This is a genomic window from Pantoea sp. AS142 (assembly GCF_037152305.1).
GTDB lineage: Bacteria > Pseudomonadota > Gammaproteobacteria > Enterobacterales > Enterobacteriaceae > Pantoea.
The window spans coordinates 48,473-64,548 of the sequence record NZ_JBBCMO010000014.1; the positions used below are offsets into that span (position 1 = coordinate 48,473).

Genomic DNA, 16,076 nt, shown 5'->3' on the forward strand with positions numbered 1-16,076 from the left:
CAACAGTGCCGCTTATTGAGCCGCGCGATGGTCGGGATGCAGGTCTATACACGCACGGCTCTTCATATCAGTCTGATCAGAAAAACGGACTAATCTGTTAAAAACGGATAATACATTTGCAGGAAGATACTCATGAACGTTTGTCGCCGCTTTACTCGGTTAATCCAGGCGGTTCTCTCTTTAAGCCTGTTTTTTACGTTTTTTCATGCGGCATCCGCTGCCCACGCTTTGCCAGTGGTAAAACCTGTCTATTCATGCGCTGAATTTGGCGCGCTCAAATTCAGCAAGGGTATTGATGCAGATGTTAAAATTCTGGGTGCTACTGAACTGAATACCGCCCAGGGAACATTCTGTAAGATTAGCGCCACGCTCGGTCCTGACATTGGCGTCGAGGTCGCATTACCGCAGTCACGGTGGACGCAACGTCTGTTGCAGGTGGGCTGCGGGGGCCTTTGCGGTGATATTAACCTCAGCCTCTCTAACGCCAGTGGCTGCGTGCCCGCGATGAACGGAGAGTTTGCCGTCGCCGCCACCAATATGGGACACGCTGGCAGCATGATGGATGCTTCATGGGCAGAAGATCCACAGAAACGAATCGACTTCGCTTATCGGGCGAATCATGTCACCGCACAGTTGACCAAAGCGCTGATCAAGGCCTATTACGGGCAACAGCAGAAATTTGCTTATTTTATGGGGTGCTCAGATGGCGGGCGTGAAGCACTGGCAGAGGCGCAACGCTATCCGCACGATTTTAACGGCATCAGCGCAGGCGCGCCCGCGGCCTGGTTTTCAATGCAGAACGCCTTTTTTCACGGCTGGAACGTGATCGCGAATCTGCGTGCTGACGGTACACCCATCCTGCTTCAGAACCGGCTGGCGTTGATTCATCAGGCAGCCATGGCACACTGTCCCTCGCTCTCCGGCTCGGAGGATGACGTTTTACAAAATCCTTATGCATGCACGTTCTCCCGCAGCTGGATCAAGCCGTGTACATCAGGGCAGAAGGACAGAAGCCACTGCCTGACGACTGAAGAGCTGGATGTGGTGGAAAAACTTTATCACGGTGCCCGCGGGCAGAATGGCGAGCAGTATGCGCCGGGCGGCCTGCCAATAGGGTCAGAGCTGCGCTGGCCAGTTCCCGCTACGCCAGCCGGCCATTCAATGTCTGAAATGATGGCTCTGCCAGCGCTACAATATGTTCTGCTGCCCGGAGGTAAACAGAAGCTGACTAAAGTGGCCGATTTTGCGTTTACCCGTCAGAATTTCGCCAGGGTTGCCGAGCTTGCCCCGCTCTACAACGCGACAAATACCAACCTCGCACCTTTTAAAGCGGCAGGCGGTAAGCTGATCGTCTGGCACGGTCTTGCAGATGACTCGATCTCTCCGGCCGGGACTATCGCCTACTTCAAGGGTGTTCAAGCATTCATGGGGGCGGAGAAAGTTGACAGCTTTATGCGGCTTTTTCTGCTGCCAGGCGTAGCGCACTGCGGGAACGGCGAAGGCCCGGATCAGATCGATTTACTCACCGCGTTGATCAACTGGACCGAGCAGGGCGTTGCGCCGGATAAGCTGATTGCCGGCAAAACCGAAAATGCCGCCTCCCCGCCCGGTATACCGCCTGCGCAGGGTATAGCTGAACCGAAGCCGGCCTCAGAAGACGCGTCAGTGCAATTTCATGGCGTGCAGAAACCCAGCCAGCCTGTGGCTGGGCCTGCGTCAAAAGTGGTGTATACCCGTCCCGTCTTTCCTTATCCCTATGTTGCTGAGTACAACGGTAAAGGCGATGCCAGTGATGCGGCCAGTTATCATGCGGTAGTGTCACAGGATGATGAAAAACTCGATTTGCATAAACCCATTAGTGACATGCTCGGCCCGGACAATCAGTTAACCTATAAGGTTAACAACGGCCAGCTAACTGTTCAGCAATAGCAGAAGGTGCGCCACAGGGTAAACGTGGCGCGTGAAAGCGTTCAGCCCGCACCATGCATGATGGGGCTCCCGGTGAGCAAGATTTAGGGGATTCCCGCCAGCTGATTTGTGTTTCTGAACCCTAAATCGCTCCGGGGATTTCCGTTTCTTCGTCTCAGGAGGCAACACCGCCATTGGGGACCGGTATCACGGGCACTGACACGCGGCATCTTTTTCACGCCAGAGGCCCCATCCCTGATGGTCTCTGAACGCACTTAAATAATGCTTTTGATACGGGTAATCAATCGTAGTCACCTCACTTTTCTGCGCCCTGACTCATTCGCCGGTCCAGTCGGGCAGAAAGCGCTTAACATCGACATCCTGGAAAGGCGCGCGAATAAATTTGTCGCGAAGCTCCCACGGTACAGTACAGTCGAAAATAGCCTTGGTGGATATGCCGTGGTTGAAGTTCGTCCAGAGAAAACCGGGATCGGCAGAAGGATCGAGAGGATGGCAACGAACACCCGGTATCGGGATGAGCGAGCGTTCAGCCTGAAATCGGGTCGTCATGGCCCAAAGCACGTCATCGGTGTCAAATATATCAACATCATCATCAACGAGTATGATGTGTTTCATCTCTGGAAATGCACCGAACGCAACAAGGGCAGCCTGCCGTTCGCGTCCCTGGTCATTATGATCCCGTTTATGAACCTGTAAAATTCCGAGGTACTTCCCACCGCCAGCCGGATGTGAGTAAACATTTTTGACAAATCCCGGCAGCGCATCTTCGAGTGCCTGTACCAGTGATCCCTCTGTCGGAATACCAGCAAGGCTGACATGCTCTTCTCCCGGGCCGACGAGCGTTTGCAGGATAGGTTTTGTGCGTGTCGTCACGGCCTTGACCTTTACAATCGGAAGAGACGGATTGGCGGTCCCGTCATAACCCGGAAACTCTGGCATTGCGAAGCCCGTGTTTGTGTTCTGGTCTTCGGCGACCCGACGCCCCGGGAGAATTTCACCCTCGATAACGATCTCCGCACTCGCCATGGCATACTCCTCTATCGTCTTCGCCTTCACGAGCTCAACGGGCGAGCCAATCAAGCCACCGGCAAACTCAAGCTCATCGAAACCGTACGGGGTTGAGGGTGGTTCGAACGAAATCGCCATGTACTCCACCGGCGAAATCCCCATTGAGATAGTAATCGGCATCGGCTTCTCCATTGCGTCATACTTCTCGTACATCATTCCAATATGGCGTCCCGTTTGCATGAACACTGAAATTTCATCACGGTCCTGCACACACAGTCGGTGGATGGTGACATCATGCTGACCCGTCTCCGGATCGGTACCACGCAACACCGCCATGCAAAAGTAGGGTCCGGCATCTTCGGGGGTATTCGTCGGCGCCGGCAGCAGCTTGCGGATGTCAAAGTCCGGCTCAGAGGCCAGATATACCTGATCCTGACATGGCGCAGAATCAACTATGACTGGCTTTTTAGCATGGTGCATTGCATTGAGCATGTGGCGTCCGAGATGCTTTTCGTCAGCGCCCATGAAGGCAGCCACTCGTTTACGCGAAGCAAGTACGCCAACGATTACCGGAATATGGTAGCCCTTCAGATTTTCGAATAGCATCGCTGGTCCGACCCGGGTTGGGCGCAGGGTCGTCCCCCCTGCGCCGACCTTCCGATAAACACCAGCCAGTTCAGCATGGGGATCCACTTCCACGTTCGTTGACACAAACTGCCCATCCATTTTCCTGAGCAGTTCGATGCCTTCGCGCAGATCCTTTACCGCCGCTTTCGGTGCGGCTGAAACTTTTTGATTCTTTGATGTAGCAAGGGCCATTATTTATCTCCTTCTGGTTTCAGACCTGAATAAGGCGCGACCTCCCAAATCTAATAATAATTAAATCGACGTATTAAACAGGACGAACACTTTTGCGGCTTGTAAAATATATTTATGATTTTTCCAGGTAAGTTTTGAGATTGTGCAGCGCCCTACCCCAATGCGTATTGCAGAATGGCAGATGTGGATCCCTTTCCGACCACTCTCCGTCGGCTAGCTCGACCAACGTTCGACCCTCGTCAAGGTCGGAAAGATTAAAGGTCAATGTTTTACCCACCGAAGTGCCCATTCCTTCGACCCCGGTCTGTACGATAAAAGAGTCGGCTTCAAGCTTTTCCGTGCGCCAGCCAAAGCGCTTTCCTGAGGCCGAGGTAAGCGTTAATACCTGGCCCGGTAAAAGGGTGCCTTCAATAGTGCCAATGTGCCAACGGCGCATGGCTTCCGGATCGGTTAATGCTATGTAAACAGTACTTCTGGGAGCAGAAATTTTTATGGCATGTTTCAATATAATCATTGTGTCGCTCCTGTAGATTTATTATCAGAAGGGATCTCGTTACAGAACTTTTGAATAGCGTTATCGGGGCGTACTATCCTTGTAAAGTGGTTCTGGAGCCTGAGACCGTTAAAAGGGATTTTGTAGTATTTAACAGACAACTCTTTGTGGCTGCCAGATAAAAGCTATTGTTTTGCTACTTAATACCCTTCCTGCCATATGCCTTTAGGTCAAGCTGCCGTTAAGCTCTCTAACCGCTTCAAACGCCAGGCGTATGGCGGTCAACTGATTTGCCCACACAAATTCTGACTTTTAGTGGAACAAACACGCTTATTTTTTTGATTTAACGGGCTTTAATTTACCGTGATATCAGCAGGGCTGAAAAGCGCCGTAGTAACCGGTGGACGACTGAATTATAGTCACTTAGATGATTTCTGAATCATGTTTAACACGCCTTTCTGGTATGCCAGATGTGTAGCACGTAGATGACTGACTTCTGGATTTTGTCACGAACCTCGTCGTCTCCAGCCAGCAATGTCCTTATATCCCGCGGCGTTAACTGAAATAGCTGTTCCCCAATGCGTAAAGGGCTTAACGGGATGATTGGGGACAGGGTCAATGCCTGAGCTGCCGATTTATTAGCCAGAGATTCATACACAAGCGCTAACTCCGGCAGTGCCTTACCTGTCCACGTTATTTCCATCAATGCGGAACCGGCAATGGTTAGTCGGAGCCAGGGCTGGCAGCCCATGCCTGCACGGCATGGTGATGTCCGTCCCCTTTATCGATCTATACCGTCTCCTTCTGTGGCAGACGCGGTGGCCCAGCCTTCATCGGTGCTCTGCAATATCACAATTGCCCCCGGGGGATCGGTGGGGTAGTTGAACCCGGAATAACCATTCCCGCTTTTAGACTGCCGGTCAACGCCATACTGTGAGCCGGTCAGGGAATTAAGGTTATGGTGCCCAACTCCCCATGAAAGGGAAAAGGCACTACATCGTCAGTTGCGGAGGCTTCGTGTCATCTGCTGTCCTATAAGCCTGGGTGTAAAACGGATAAATGCGCAGTTTTCCCTGACAGGGTTCAAATTCGGGATGACACCCGAGAAAAAACACAATTAAGCCTGGTTATTTACCTCTGCTAATTATCCAACGGTTAACATCAATAAAAAGATAATGGAATACGACTTTTTCACTCTTTCCGGGGTTATCGGGTGGCGCAGGGGCACCTCTCCCTCCGCTCCCACAGAACCGTACGTGATACTCTTGCGACGGCTGTTGTCGCTGAGCCGTTCAGCGTCTGGCCCGGCGCCAGTAGACAAACAACATCGGACACCAGGCAGATATGCCGCAAGCGGTAAAGCGGTGGCCAGATTCTCAACGGACGGCGTGCTTCTCGCGGATGGCAAGTCAGCCCCCTGTTTGTCCTGCCTGAGCAGACTCGTTTCATGTCCTGGGCCTGGCGGGCCGCCATATTTAAGGATGCGAAACACCCCGAAGGGTCAAAACTCTATCTGAACTGGCTGCTGAAGAAAGATACGCAGAAAAATGCTGGGTAGATGTGGCCCGTAAGGACGGATGTGCTGTCCTGCCAGTCGGCAGAACGACTTCTGTATCCATGAGCGGTTACAGCGAGCGGTCCTGCCGCCATCATGGTAAGGCTTACGCCAGCCAGCAATCTGTACCTTCCCGCCCTTCACTCAGGGTTCTGAACAGATAAAAATCCAGTATCGCTGTCTGGCAGGTCCGGTTAACACGTTCTATAAAGGCATTCAGCCTCGGTTTACCCGGCTTAATAAACTCCAGCATCGCGCCATGCTCTTCACCCCACTGCACCAGAGCCAGTGAGTCTAATTCCGCTCCAATTGTTCATCCGCATCTTCAGCGGGTTTCCGCGGTTTGCCACGATCCTGTCCAGTACCCGGACAACGCGTTGGGCTGGGATATTCAGGTCAATTTCCATGGCCAGGGTGTCGCGGTTAAAGTCATCCACCACATTAACGGTGCTGAATGGCCTGCCACAGCCCAGCGCGTCGAGCATAAAATCGATAGACTCGGTCTGATTAACGCTTCCGGTGTTGTCAGCGGAGCCGGATAACGCACCGGAAGGCGTTGCTTTCCCTTGCGACGAAAATTGCGTTTCAGAAGACAGTAAATCCGGTGAACACGCTTGTGATTCCAGGCCTTCCCTGCCTGCGTAATACCTGAAAAACGGGCATCGCACTTTCTGCCGCCCCACCGCCTTGAATGCGGCACAGCCATTAATGCTGCCAGGAACAAATAGAATGTTGATGTAGCAAGGCCGGAGACATTCACTCACCCTTCTGCACTAAGACTGCCAGATTAATTCAGGTAAATATTCAGGTAGCAATTTTTATCGCCAACTAAAAATCCATGTAATGACGTCAAACGTCTGAAAATCAGAGTGGATCTGATGGTCTCAGGCCGCAAAGCCCGTAATAGCACAGTCTGATTTCACATAAAAAAAACATATTTAAATCATTTTATTGCCAACTTTTTTGTTTATTACATCAATAAGCTTTGTTCACTAACCAGGTGTTATTATTCGAACCAAATGTTATGGTTAGTTAGAAATAAAACACAAAGTGTAAATGCACTATGTTACTTGGATTAATTTAAGTTTAATTAAATCATTATGATGCATATTTGCAAAATGTTATAAACGATCAATTAAATTACCTTGATAGCTAGTGTCTATCACGCAATGTTGATTGAGCGCTTTAAACGATTGGATGTTTAATTATTAATTACCTAAGCTCAAATCGCTCTTTTAATGGGAAAGTCACTCCGCAGTGTTTTATGCCTCTGGCGGAGAGAGGTGTTTTTTATTTGTTATATTTGTTGAGAAATTGACTTTATACAGCATGTCAGGGCGCATTTTTATGCGTCAGCGCTCTGGCATTGCCCGGGGTTTATGGAGAGGCGCGGTGGATGCCGGCAGCTGTTTTTTTTAAGGGAAGGTAATAAGCTTATTAATTTATGGTGAAGCCTATGCTCATTAACTTACTGAACGAATTTTTAGGGTCGGGGATAATTGCATCATTTTCCGGAGCCATGCTGTTCACCATCACCCAGCGCAGCTTTACCGGGAAAAACAGGTTAATGATTTTTATTATTTCATTTTTCATGGGGATCGTTGGCGCAAATAATACGGTCAGTATTATTCGCCACTATTTCCCTGCGCACCCTGAAATAAGCAGAGAAACGGGCTCGTTTATCTGTAGCGCACTGATTGTTACCGTCTCCATGCTGGTTATCTCCCGCGTGGAAAATGTTGCAAACAGACAAAATAAAAGGGGAGATGGCAATGACGAGTGACATACAGCCTGCCGTTAATGCCGTTAATGCTGTTTCGTGCGGTATTATTGCTGCACGTATATTGTGGTGGCGCCTTGGTTACAAAACCCGCAGCCTTATACAGGGAGTGACTATCTATCTGTTTATTATTTCTTATGCAGATGTCACATTACGCTTCATCTCCGGGGGGGGGTATTTTACCTCATGGTCTGAGCTGGTTATTAACCTTCTTCTCTGCATACTATGCCTGTTATGGAAGACGAACTTTTTTCAGACTATTTATGACAAGCGCTGAATCTCTCTTGCCGCCTGCCATTCTGAAATAACTGATTAACAACATCACGTTTTATTTACCTTTTCTCCAGTAATTGAAAAGAATGATTTTCATCATTCACACTCCGGTTTTTTTTAAATTTTCCGGTCAACTTTATTTTATTTTAACCTGAGGGCTTGTATGAAAATAAGCGCCAGCGGACTGAATTTAATCAAGCAGTTTGAAGGGCTGAGACTCCAGGCCTACCAGTGCTCCGCACGGGTCTGGACCATCGGCTACGGCCATACTGCAGGCGTTGAACCCGGCGATATCATCACCGCTGAACAGGCTGATGCCCTGCTACTAGAGGATGTTCTTGAAGCAGAGCGTTCCGTCAGCCGTTATATCAGCGCGCCTCTTACCCAACATCAGTTTGATGCCCTGGTTTCATTCACGTTTAACGTGGGTTCCGGAAATCTGCGAACCTCCACGCTGCTGAAAAAATTGAACACCGGAGATTATTCCGGTGCGGCCGGTGAGTTTTTACGCTGGGTGAACGCCAGTGGAAAAAAACTCCCTGGCCTGGTACGCCGCAGGGAAGCAGAAAAGACGCTATTTGAAACATCCTGATAATCCCGTAAACAACCATCCTAGTCTCCCTTTATCAATATTAAGGAAAAGATCATGTATCTCACCGATGAAATACTCGACAAGCTGAACGCAAGGGGAAGTAAAAAAGCCGGCAGCCGGAAGGCTGACGCCGGCGAAAAGGTCACCCTGCCTGACATTATGGTCCGCTCATTTGCCGAATTAAAAGAACTCGCAGGTGACGCGCTCACCTGGGATGAAAAGAACTTTCTGTATCAGCAGGCGCAGAAAGAGCTGAAAAAAAATAGAATGGCTGAATCCCGTATTCTCAGTCGCGCCAACCCCCAGCTGACGAACGCCGTCAGTCTGGGCATCCGTCAGTCTTCGATGCTGCGCAGCTATGACGACCTGTTCCCACAGCGTGCCGGCCGCTTCGTGCAACCCGGCTCCGTGGCGTCAATGTTCTCGCCGGCAGGGTACCTGACCGAACTGTACCGGGAGGCAAGGGGCCTGCACGCGGACACGTCGCAGTATCACCTGGACACCCGCCGGCCGGACCTGGCATCACTTTCCCTGTCCCAGACCAATATGGACGACGAGCTGTCCACCCTGTCCCTGTCAAATGAGCTGCTGCTGAATAATATCCAGTCGCAGGAAAAACGGGACCACGACGGCGTGATGGCGAAGCTCGCCACTTACAGACAGACCGGTGCCACGCCATACAATCGGCCATATGAGGCGGTCCGCCAAAGTATTCTGCTACAGGACCCGGCGTTTGCTGCGTTCAAGAATAATCCCGCCGTCGCGGCGAAAATGGATGCTGCCTCTCTGCTCGGTATTCAGTTCGATATATCTCCGGAGCTACATAGCATTCTTACTGAGGAAATTTCGGCAGATAATGTGGATGAGCTGATTAGAAAGAATTTTGGTAATATCGATACCACTGCTTTCCAGAACTTATCTTATATCGGTCATTGGTATGGACTGAGCCAGAAGGAACTTGAATCTATACTGGGAATAATGTATGCATCCAGTAATGCAGATCCTGACAAACAGTATTATCGTAATGACCAGCTTGTTTCCCTGATCAAAAATGGAGACAATCTGAAAGCGACGTTAATAAAACGGGATTATTCATATATTTCTGGCAACTCCACCTGGGTGGAGATTATTCCTCTGGAAAATGACACGTACAGAATAAATGTATCGTTCGACACGACCTCGTCTGATTATGACACCCTCTGGATAGGCTCATCCCGCACTGGCAGTTACTCGCATGATATTGTCGAAGAAAAAATCGAGGGCGGCGTAGAACTTAATAAAGTCTACACGTATACTCATGAATTAACCGCTGATGAAAAAGGCATTTTTCTCTGGATTGGTTTTTATAATGATAATGAGGGCAGATATTCTCATCGTGCTGTTGTCAACTTTACAGTCGTTCAATATGATTTTAATATTTTTCTTTTAAAGCTTAATAAACTTATCCGCCTCTTTAAAGCCACCGGCATCACCCCGTCCGATATTATTACGGTTATCGAAAGCAGTAATAATGACCTGACCATTACGGAAGACGTGCTCCGCCAGCTGTTCTGGGCCAATTATTATGCACAGCGTTACGGTATCGATTTTTCCGCCGCAATAGTGCTGGCAGGGGCCAATATCAGCCAGACTGCCCATAGCGGCAAGGACAGCGCATTTACCCGGCTGTTCAATACCCCACCGCTGAATAATCAGATGTTCTCTGCCGACGGTACCGTCATCAAACTGCTTCCGGCTGATATGACTGACACTTTCCGCACAGGGGTAATGAAACATGCTTTTGGCGTCAGTGATACGGAGCTGTATACGCTCTGGTCGCTGACTCGGGGGAGCAGCACGCCGGGAGACTTTACCTGCACGACTGATAACCTGTCGGGTCTGTACCGGACTAAGCTGCTGGCAGACGTGAACGGCCTGAGCGTAACGGAGCTGGCGGCGTTGCTGTCCGTTTCGACCTATGCCGCCCGGGCTATTGATGCGCTGTCCGGTGCCGAGCTGGCCGGGCTGATCAGCGCTGTCTCGCAGTACACCGGCTGGCTGAAAGACATGAACTGGACCGTCAGCGACCTGTATCTGATGCTGACAGACCGCTTCAGCACCACACTGACGGCGGACATTGAAAACCTGATTGCCACACTAAGCAGCGGCCTTGCCAGCCAGGATCTCAGCAAGGCCGGTGAGGCGGCACTGATAAGCGCAGCGGCCCCCTTTGTCGCCGCTGCCACCGGGCTTGACTCAGCCGACACGGCCGGGGCCGTGCTGCAGTGGCTGAGCCAACTGAAGCCACAGGAACTGACGGTGGCGGATTTTCTGGCGCTGGCAGACAATGACAGCCGGACGGACGCTCAGACATCCAGTCTGGTGGCATACTGTCAGGTAATGGGACAGCTGATCCTGTTTGTGCGCATGGCCGGACTAACCCCAACTGAACTGTCATGGGGGGTTGCGCACCCCACCATAATTACCGAAAAAGGCACCGTACTGAGCCATGATATCGGCACGCTGTATGACCTGACGCAGCTGCATGCCCTGCTTGCCCGCTGCGGCACTTATGCCACAGAAATCCTTACCTCCCTGAGCGGCAAAGGCGATACTGAAAAAAACAATCTTGCGATAAAAACAGTGGCGACGGCGCTGGCCCTGGACGAGCAGGCACTGACGCAGGCACTGAATCTCTGTTCTTCATACACGTACTTTTACCACTGGACCGGGCTGCGGGACACCCTGCAATGGCTGGATATGGCCACAACGCTCGGCATCACACCGGCGAACGTGGCGGCGCTGGTTGAGCTTACTCCGGCCACTTCGTATGACGACTGGGATGCGATGAGTCACGTCCTGCAGGCCGGGCTGAATACTCAACAAACCGCGCAACTTGAGGCCTCGCTGGATGAATCTCTCAGCGCGGCGGTCAGCGCGTACGTGATTAAAAATATCTCGCCATCCTGGGTGACCGACCGTGACAAACTGTACGACTGGCTGCTGCTGGATAACCAAATCTCGGGGCAGGTGAGAACCACCCGGATTGCGGAAGCGATTGCCAGCGTGCAGCTCTACGTGAACCGTGCACTGAGCGGGCTGGAAATGGGGGTGGACAATTCGGTGGCATCCCGCCAGTTTTTTACCGACTGGGATATGTACAACAAACGCTACAGCACCTGGAACGGGGTATCTCAGCTCGTGTACTACCCGGAAAACTACGTGGATCCGACGGTGCGTATCGGGCAGACAGGTATGATGAATGAGATGCTGCAGTCGCTCAGCCAGACTCAGCTAAATAAAGACACTGTAGAAGACAGCATTATGCGTTATCTTACTTCATTTGATGAAGTTGCTAACCTGAAAACGGTCAATGGCTATCATGATAATCACGATGTTGATACGGGTATAACATGGTTTATTGGCTGTAGTCAGGGAAATGCCTCGAAATATTACTGGCGCAGTGTAGAACACAGCAAATTTATTGATGGTAAATTTTCGGCAAACGCCTGGGAAGAATGGAATGAAATATCATGCCCCATAAACCCAATAAATAGCCTGGTCAGGCCTGTACTCTGGAATAGTCGCCTGCATGTGGTTTGGATTGAAAGAAAGCAGCAAGGGGAAGATGAAAAAAACAATCCAATTGTAAAGTGGCTGTTGAAAGTTGCGCATATTAATTATGATGGTTCATGGAAAACTCTCAATGATATAGATATCACCTCTTATTTTCAGGGCGAAACAGGAACGGACTCATTTTACTGTGCGGGATTCAATTATTCCGATGACTTATGCGTTGCCTTCTACCCTAAAAAAGATAATGCAGATAATTACAACGAGGAATCAATCAGCATTATTTTGATTGAAAGCGATTACACCACACTCGCGTTAGAAAAAGATAGCATTAAATTCCTTTTAAAAAAAATAAACAACAACCTTGATGTAACAAACACTAAAAAAATCTGCAGTGAAATCAATTCTGATTTTTCATTTCATACAAGAATAATATATGACGACCCGAATGATATCTTCAAAGTCAATATAGTTATGGAAGATATCTTATGTAACGATACAGCCGAGGGTCATACTTACCTGAGTATTTCTCCACGCATTGATGTATCAATGACGGTGGATTTAAGTGACAAGATTAAGTTACTGTTAAGTAAATGCGTTACTGATGGCGCAGTGTATCAATATAGTGATGAGCGCAATAAGTTGCTGCCAGCAAGAGACAGAGATACTTACATTGATGCCGCTATCCTTGTTAAGACTGGCGATAATCTGAAGGCATATTTTCTCGTATACGATGAGATACAAGGATACCTTACACAGATTGACCACATGAATTCCAGTGTAGCACGTATTAATCACCCTCTTTCATTCAGGGAATCAGTCGATGATTTCACCTATATCCTGGGGTTTGATTGTGGCAATGATTCCCTAGAGAACATAGACAAATGCTCTTTTGAAATAGGGAATTCCGTTATTTACCAGTTCCAAACAAATGGAAATGGATACTTTGGGGGATTCAAAAATTTTGCATGTTTCTCTCCATCATCCGTGATATTTTCCATCGACTCGCCCGATAAATTAAAAACCAGATTTAGCGCAGATTCTTTCTGCTCATCCACACCCAGCTTTAACCTTGGGGTAATGAGTTATTCGTTTTTCCCGGTGAGCCTTGACCTTACGGATTATATTAATGATCAAGGCAAGGCTGACATAACGCTTGCAGCGCAAATGACCGACCTGCGAAGAAACACAGCAACTCAACGCATTGATTTAAATGTAAAAAAAATTGTTTCAAGTGATGAAACCATCCAGCTTCACACTACTGAGGAAGGCGCTCAATACATTCAGTTCAAGGTTTACCGGACAAGGCTAAATACTTTGTTTGCGAAGAATTTAATTTCCCGCGCCACGCAGGGCGTCGACAGAATATTGCAAATGGATACACAAAAACTGCAGGAACCGAAACTGGGCGAAGGCGTTTATGTAAAAATTCAGATGAAGCCCTACGATAAAGCCACAAACGGAACATCCGGTGAGTTCGAAATAGTCATGCGTGATGTTTTCAAGCAAGAGGATCGTTATATTCTTTCCAGTGGAACCCTTGACGCTAACCAGCCCGTTTCTGTGAATTTTTTCCTTCCGCGTGTCGCAGGAGCCTATGGGAATGCGGACCATCTTTATTTCGGTGCAAACTATCAGAATGGAGACACAAACAGTATTCTCATACAGAAAGATGAGAATAATAACTGGCATGTTGATCCCACTAATAATGGGGGAACGTTCCGCGGGCTGTTAAGTGTCTCCCTACTGAATGGTCAGGACAGCGAACCGATGGATTTTGGCGGTGCCAATGCGCTGTATTTCTGGGAGATGTTCTACTACGTCCCGATGATGGTCTTTAAGCGCCTGCTCAGCGAAAGCCGCTATACCGATGCCGCCAGTTGGCTGCAGTATATCTGGAATCCTGCCGGCTATTTTGTCGATGGCGAGAAGCAGAATTACACCTGGAACGTACGTCCCCTGGAAGAAGATACCAGCTGGCACGCCGACCCGCTGGACTCGGTGGACCCGGATGCGGTCGCTCAGGCCGACCCGCTGCATTACAAGGTGGCCACCTTTATGGCTTACCTTGACCTGCTCATTGCCCGCGGGGACGCAGCCTACCGCCAGCTGGAGCGGGACACCCTCAATGAAGCCAAAATGTGGTACGTCCAGGCGCTGGACGTTCTGGGCGATGAGCCATGGCTGTCTCATGGCACTGACTGGGCCAGCCCGCGCCTGAGCGATGCGGCCGACGAGACCGCGCAGGTGAATATGCATGAAGCACTGATGGCGGTGCGCCAGCAGGTTACCGCCGGTGAGTTACGCACCGCCAACTCGCTGACCGGCCTGTTCCTGCCACAGCAGAACGAGAAGCTGGCGGGCTACTGGCAGACGCTGGCCCAGCGCCTGTATAACCTGCGTCATAATCTGTCGATTGACGGTAATCCATTGTCGCTGGCCATTTACGCGAAGCCGGCTGACCCGGCGGCGCTGCTCAGCGCGGCGGTGATGAGCTCTCAGGGGGGCAGGGACCTGCCTGCCGCAGTCATGCCCCTGTACCGCTTCCCGGTTATTGTCGAAAGTGCACGGAGCATGGTCGGGCAGCTGATTCAGTTCGGCAGCACACTGCTCGGTATCACCGAGCGCCAGGATGCAGAGGCCCTGTCAGAGCTGCTGCAGACCCAGGGCGCTGAACTGGTGCTGCAGAGCATCACCCTGCAGAAAAGCACTATCAGCGAGATTGATGCGGATAAGGCCGCGCTTGAAGAGAGCCTCAGCGGCGCACAGTCGCGACTTGACAGCTATGCCGCCCTGTATGAGGAAGATGTTAATACGGGTGAAACGCAGGCCATGAACCTGCTCCTTACCTCCTCCAGTCTGGCCATCGGCGGGCAGGGCTTTCATACCGCCGCGGGGGGGCTTGACCTGGCGCCCAATATTTTCGGGCTGGCCGACGGCGGCTCGCGTTGGGGGGCCGCATTTTCTGCCATGGCCGGGATAGCTGATTTGGGCGCCCTGGCAACACAGGCGTCGGCCGACCGCCTCAGTCAGTCTGAGATGTACCGCCGCCGCCGGGAAGAGTGGGAAATCCAGCGCAATGCGGCGCAGTCTGAAGTCAGCCAGATTAACGCCCAGCTTGATGCGCTGTCGGTGCGTCGTGAGGGGGCCGTGCTGCAGAAAGCGTATCTGGAGACTCAGCAGGCCCAGACGCAGGCCCAGATGACCTTCCTGCAGAACAAGTTCACCAGCAAGGCGCTGTACAACTGGCTGCGCGGTAAGCTGGCGGCCATTTATTACCAGTTCTACGACCTGACGGTTTCCCGTTGCCTGATGGCGGAGAAAGCGTATCAGTGGGCGCTGGGTAATGAGACGTCGTTCATCCGTCCCGGCGCCTGGCAGGGGACTTACGCCGGTCTGATGGCGGGTGAAAAGCTGATGCTGAATCTGGCGCAGATGGAGCAGGATTATCTGCAGAAAGACCAGCGTAAGAAAGAGGTGACGCGCACGATCTGTCTGTCGGAAGTGTATGCCGGGCTGACCGATAAGGACAGTAAAGGTAACAGCCTGTCCTTTAACCTTTCAGACCAGGTGGTCGCACTGGTGACCGCCGGCAGCGGCAGCAGCGGTACGGACGCTAACGGCCTCTCCATGACCAGTGATAAGCAGCTGCAGGCCAGGCTCACACTCTCTGTACTGAACATCGGTGATGACTACCCGGTATCGCTGGGTAACACCCGGCGCATCAAACAAATCAGCGTCACCCTGCCAGCGCTGGTCGGGCCGTACCAGGATGTGCGGGCGGCGCTCAGCTACAGCGACCCGAAAGGACTGGCAAAAGGGTGTGATGCACTGGCGGTGTCGCACGGAATGAACGACAGCGGTCAGTTCCAGCTGGACTTTAACGACGGGCGCTGGCTGCCGTTTGAGGGAATACCGGTGGACAGTTCGGGCGTGCTGACGCTGAGCTTCCCGGGTGCTGACGATAAGCAGAAAGACCTGCTGTTGAGCCTGGCGGATATCATCCTGCATATCCGCTACACCATCGCTAGCTGATTATCACCATTATCAGGCTCCCCGTGCGGGAGCCTGTGGG

General features: G+C 51.0%; 6 protein-coding genes and 1 pseudogene. 4 read left to right on the forward strand and 3 right to left on the reverse strand.

Going from position 1 to position 16,076, the window contains the following annotated elements; genetic code table 11:
• Positions 1 to 132 precede the first annotated feature (132 nt).
• On the forward strand, positions 133 to 1,929 hold the full coding sequence (locus WFO64_RS20465) for a tannase/feruloyl esterase family alpha/beta hydrolase (protein ID WP_337013854.1): 1,797 nt from the start codon (positions 133 to 135) through the stop codon (positions 1,927 to 1,929).
• Positions 1,930 to 2,244: 315 nt separating this feature from the next.
• Here the strand turns inward: WFO64_RS20465 and WFO64_RS20470 are convergent, their stop codons facing one another.
• The 3 genes and pseudogenes from WFO64_RS20470 to WFO64_RS20485 form a co-directional block, all read right to left on the reverse strand.
• Positions 2,245 to 3,756 carry a UbiD family decarboxylase gene (locus tag WFO64_RS20470; protein WP_337013855.1) on the reverse strand — a complete coding sequence of 504 codons (1,512 nt, stop codon included), beginning with the start codon at positions 3,754 to 3,756 and terminating at the stop codon, positions 2,245 to 2,247.
• Between the two features lie 112 nt (positions 3,757 to 3,868).
• A complete protein-coding gene (locus WFO64_RS20475) occupies positions 3,869 to 4,270 on the reverse strand; it encodes an SRPBCC domain-containing protein (RefSeq protein ID WP_337013856.1) in 402 nt (133 codons plus the stop codon).
• A gap of 1,643 nt (positions 4,271 to 5,913) precedes the next feature.
• Positions 5,914 to 6,461: pseudogene (locus WFO64_RS20485) on the reverse strand (DDE-type integrase/transposase/recombinase); the annotation flags it as partial.
• Positions 6,462 to 7,260: 799 nt separating this feature from the next.
• Between WFO64_RS20485 and WFO64_RS20490 the strand changes: the two are divergent.
• The 3 genes from WFO64_RS20490 to WFO64_RS20500 all read left to right on the forward strand — a co-directional run bounded on the left by WFO64_RS20490 (position 7,261) and on the right by WFO64_RS20500 (position 16,036).
• On the forward strand, positions 7,261 to 7,587 hold the full coding sequence (locus WFO64_RS20490; protein WP_337013858.1) for a putative holin: 327 nt from the start codon (positions 7,261 to 7,263) through the stop codon (positions 7,585 to 7,587).
• 433 nt (positions 7,588 to 8,020) lie between these two features.
• Positions 8,021 to 8,449: a lysozyme gene (locus WFO64_RS20495; RefSeq protein WP_337013859.1), complete on the forward strand. Its 429-nt coding sequence runs from the start codon at positions 8,021 to 8,023 to the stop codon at positions 8,447 to 8,449.
• A 54-nt stretch (positions 8,450 to 8,503) separates the two neighbouring features.
• Positions 8,504 to 16,036: a neuraminidase-like domain-containing protein gene (locus tag WFO64_RS20500; RefSeq protein WP_337013860.1), complete on the forward strand. Its 7,533-nt coding sequence runs from the start codon at positions 8,504 to 8,506 to the stop codon at positions 16,034 to 16,036.
• Positions 16,037 to 16,076: the final 40 nt, after the last annotated feature.

Coding starts and splice junctions, on each gene's coding strand:
- WFO64_RS20465 (WP_337013854.1), top strand. CDS start 133: ATGAACGTTTGTCGCCGCTTTACTCGGTTAATCCAGGCGGTTCTCTCT.
- WFO64_RS20495 (WP_337013859.1), top strand. CDS start 8,021: ATGAAAATAAGCGCCAGCGGACTGAATTTAATCAAGCAGTTTGAAGGG.
- WFO64_RS20470 (WP_337013855.1), bottom strand. CDS start 3,756: ATGGCCCTTGCTACATCAAAGAATCAAAAAGTTTCAGCCGCACCGAAA.
- WFO64_RS20475 (WP_337013856.1), bottom strand. CDS start 4,270: ATGATTATATTGAAACATGCCATAAAAATTTCTGCTCCCAGAAGTACT.
- WFO64_RS20500 (WP_337013860.1), top strand. CDS start 8,504: ATGTATCTCACCGATGAAATACTCGACAAGCTGAACGCAAGGGGAAGT.
- WFO64_RS20490 (WP_337013858.1), top strand. CDS start 7,261: ATGCTCATTAACTTACTGAACGAATTTTTAGGGTCGGGGATAATTGCA.